The sequence below is a fragment of the uncultured Gemella sp. genome, assembly GCF_963519265.1.
GTDB lineage: Bacteria > Bacillota > Bacilli > Staphylococcales > Gemellaceae > Gemella.
Genome location: NZ_CAUQNQ010000129.1, coordinates 1 through 3,249, shown reverse-complemented (window position 1 = coordinate 3,249; position 3,249 = coordinate 1). Strand labels below are relative to the sequence as shown.

Here is a 3,249-nt window from a genome sequence, read left to right as displayed (position 1 = left end):
TTATTTCTTCTTTCGGATCTACATTTGTTTTAGATAATAACTCTTCATACATTTTTACACATCTTTTTGGTGTATCTAGTAATCCAGCTCTAGATGTATCTTCTCCAATATTTTCTAATAGTGTTTTTATAAGTTCTTGTGATTGTTCTTTATTTTTCAAAACTGTCCTCCATTTTTATAAAAAAAGAGCTACTAAGTAGTAACTCCTCTTTTTTGAATTAAATTGTTATTATTTAACTGCGTCTTTAAGAGCTTTACCAGCTTTGAAAGCAGGAACTTTGCTTGCAGCGATTTCAATAACTTCGTTAGTTTGAGGGTTGCGTCCTTTACGAGCAGCTCTTTCTCTAACTTCAAAGTTACCAAATCCGATAATTTGGATTTTTTCACCTTTAGCTAAAGTTTCTTCAACTGTTTCTACGAATGCTTCGATAGCAGCAGTTGCTTGTTTTTTTTGTAGTCCTGATTTCTCAGCAACTTTTGAAATTAATTCTGATTTGTTCATTAATTCTTTACCTCCATTATTGAGTAACGGTTCTACCGTTTCACTTATTAAATATTACCATATAAATCGCTAATAATCAAGGTTTTATTAACGAATTTTAGTGTTTTTTAGCATTTTTACTAAATTTTCGACAGTTTTTTTACTTTTTTGGATTTTATTTGATAATATGTAACCTTATTTTACTCAAATTTGTTTAATTCTTCTGCTGCCATTTTATTCATAAGATTATTAACGCAGTCTTTAATACTTAGTCCTTCATACAATACTTTATAGATATTTTCTGTTATTGGCATATAAACATCAAATTTTTTAGAAAGGAAATAACAAACTTTCGTAGTTCTTACACCTTCGGCAACCATATCTAATTTTTCTATAGCTTCTTCTAATGTATAACCTTGTCCGATTAAATAGCCACAATTATAGTTTCTTGAGTGTTTAGAGGTACACGTTACTACTAAATCACCTATTCCTCCAAGCCCTAAGAAAGTCATTTCATCAGCTCCTAGCTTCTTCCCTAATCGTGTTATTTCGATTAACCCACGTGTTAATAACGCCGCTTTTGCATTATCACCATAGGACATTCCATCAATGATTCCACACCCTAATGCAATTATATTTTTAAGTGCCCCACCAACTTCAACACCTATTATATCTTTATTAACATAAATTCTAAAATATTTATTATGAAAAATATCCTGAGCTATTTTATTTAATTCATCATTTTTAGATGCAATGGCAACGACTGTAGGATTTCTTAATATTAATTCTTCAGCATGAGATGGACCACTAAGTACTCCAACCCCTTTTAATTTATCACTATCAATCTCATCAGCTATTACCTCTGACATCCTCTTATTTGTTTCCATCTCTAAACCTTTAGATACATGGATAATAAACTTGGGACTCTCTAAATAATTATTAATATCCCTTGCTACTTCTCTCATAACTTTAGTAGGAACTGCTATAACTATTACATCTGCAAATTCGACAGCTTCTTTTAAATTACTCGTTGCCACAACTCCTTCTGGTAAAACAGCATTTTTTAAATACCTACTATTTGTATGATTTCCATTTATTTCATCTCTTGTTTTTTCACTTCGCGAATATAAGCGTAATTCATGACCATTATCTACCACTGCCTGAGATAAGGCAGTTCCCCAACTTCCCGAACCTATAACAGATATTTTCATCATCCTGTCCTCACTATAAATTATTCTTAACTCAATTATATCAAATTTTCTAAAAATATACATTAATTTTACTTATAAGAGTCATAGGTTATTTACTAAAAATTTATCAAAAATACAGCACTGTACCTACTTTACTATTTTTTTCTTAAAAACTATGATATAATTTAATCATAATAATAAAGGAGGTAATTTTATGAATTGGTTTGAAATTACTCTAATCGATGGAAATCGAGGATTAATTAACTTAAATAACATCGTGGATATTTGGAAAGAACTAAACGCTGAATACGCGACTATTACTCAAGTAAATGGTGATGAACTTGAAGTACCAGCTTCTGAATACGATAGACTAAAACGTGCATTAGATATGAAAGGTTACGTATTAGGAGGATTCTAGTATGGCTAGATTTTTAAAAACATTTATTACTTTACTAACAATTACAATTATTGGTTTTGGTCTATATTATTACTTTAATAATAATTCTAAAGATGACAACAAAATAGACGATAAAACTAACATAGAAAATACTGTAAAAAGTGAAGCAGGTTCTCAAGAAAATATTGAAGGAACTGTCGTCGCTAAACGTACAACAGAAAACAATTAATTTTTGAAAGGATAATACTATGAAAAATAATACAATAAAAAAAATAATAAGTGTATTCCTTACTTCTGCATTAATTTTTTCTACAATCAGTGCATCAAGTGTCAATCTAATTGAAGCTAAAGGAACATCAGCAAGACCAAGTGCTCCAAGACCTAGTTCAAAACCTAGTTCTTCTAAACCATCAAATAGTAACTCTAGTTCGAAACCTACTGCTTCTACATCAAGCAGTAAACCAACTACAAACACTACAAAAAACTTTACAAAAAACTCAGGTGGTTCATATAACAAAGATTACAATAGCTACAATAATCAAGGCTATAAAAAACAATATACAGATTATATAAATAATAATTATAGAAGCAGTGGATTCTTCTCAGGCAGCAACATAACTAATATGTTACTATGGTATACATTATTTAATTCAGCGACTTCACATAATCACATCCACGCTAGCGATCAGCAAAAAGAGTTAGTTGATAATGTAAAAGATTCAAAAGTTCCTGTATATATGCTAGAAATTAAGACTAAAGATGGAGATACAAAATATGTTTCTGTTACCAAAGAACAATATGAAAAAGTTAAAGAAGGAGATAATATCTCTTTAAAAGATGGTAACCTAGAAATTAAAAATCAGTAATACATAAAAACGAGGTTAATCCACAAGACCTAAATTCAAAAAGAGTTTATTGAGAGAATCCAGCGGCTTATGGATATCTAAATTCGCCTTATAAAAATCTAATAAACCATTGCGGGATGATTTTACAAAATCGATTTCTCAGAAATCACGATTTCGAGTCACTCCCGTTTTCTATATACATACTAAAAAAACTTTCGAAATAGTTATCTACTTCGAAAGTTTTTTTATTTTATTCTTCTGAATATTTAGCTTTACGAGCCGCTTTTTCACGAGCTGCTTTATCTAATTCTTTTTTACGTAGACGAATTGACTCTG

At 30.0% G+C, this 3,249-nt stretch carries 6 protein-coding genes; 3 read left to right on the top strand and 3 right to left on the bottom strand.

What is annotated here, in order from left to right; genetic code table 11:
• The 3 genes from RWN11_RS07905 to RWN11_RS07895 all read right to left on the bottom strand — a co-directional run.
• A partial coding sequence (locus tag RWN11_RS07905) for a GTP cyclohydrolase I (protein WP_314161187.1) occupies positions 1-160 on the bottom strand: 160 nt, incomplete at its 3' end.
• 69 nt (positions 161-229) lie between these two features.
• Complete coding sequence (locus RWN11_RS07900) at positions 230-502, bottom strand: HU family DNA-binding protein (RefSeq protein ID WP_003144688.1); 273 nt, start codon at positions 500-502, stop codon at positions 230-232.
• Positions 503-681: 179 nt separating this feature from the next.
• Positions 682-1,695: an NAD(P)H-dependent glycerol-3-phosphate dehydrogenase gene (locus RWN11_RS07895; RefSeq protein ID WP_314161184.1), complete on the bottom strand. Its 1,014-nt coding sequence runs from the start codon at positions 1,693-1,695 to the stop codon at positions 682-684.
• A gap of 190 nt (positions 1,696-1,885) precedes the next feature.
• On the opposite strand from RWN11_RS07895, the gene RWN11_RS07890 reads away from it, so the two are divergent.
• From RWN11_RS07890 to RWN11_RS07880, 3 genes are read left to right on the top strand one after another with little or no spacing between them, the layout of a single operon-like run.
• A complete protein-coding gene (locus RWN11_RS07890) occupies positions 1,886-2,089 on the top strand; it encodes a hypothetical protein (RefSeq protein ID WP_314083913.1) in 204 nt (67 codons plus the stop codon).
• A gap of 1 nt (position 2,090) precedes the next feature.
• Positions 2,091-2,297 (top strand): hypothetical protein, encoded by a 207-nt coding sequence (locus RWN11_RS07885; RefSeq protein WP_314161183.1) that lies wholly within the window; start codon positions 2,091-2,093, stop codon positions 2,295-2,297.
• Positions 2,298-2,316: 19 nt separating this feature from the next.
• Positions 2,317-2,934: a hypothetical protein gene (locus RWN11_RS07880; RefSeq protein ID WP_314161182.1), complete on the top strand. Its 618-nt coding sequence runs from the start codon at positions 2,317-2,319 to the stop codon at positions 2,932-2,934.
• Positions 2,935-3,249: the final 315 nt, after the last annotated feature.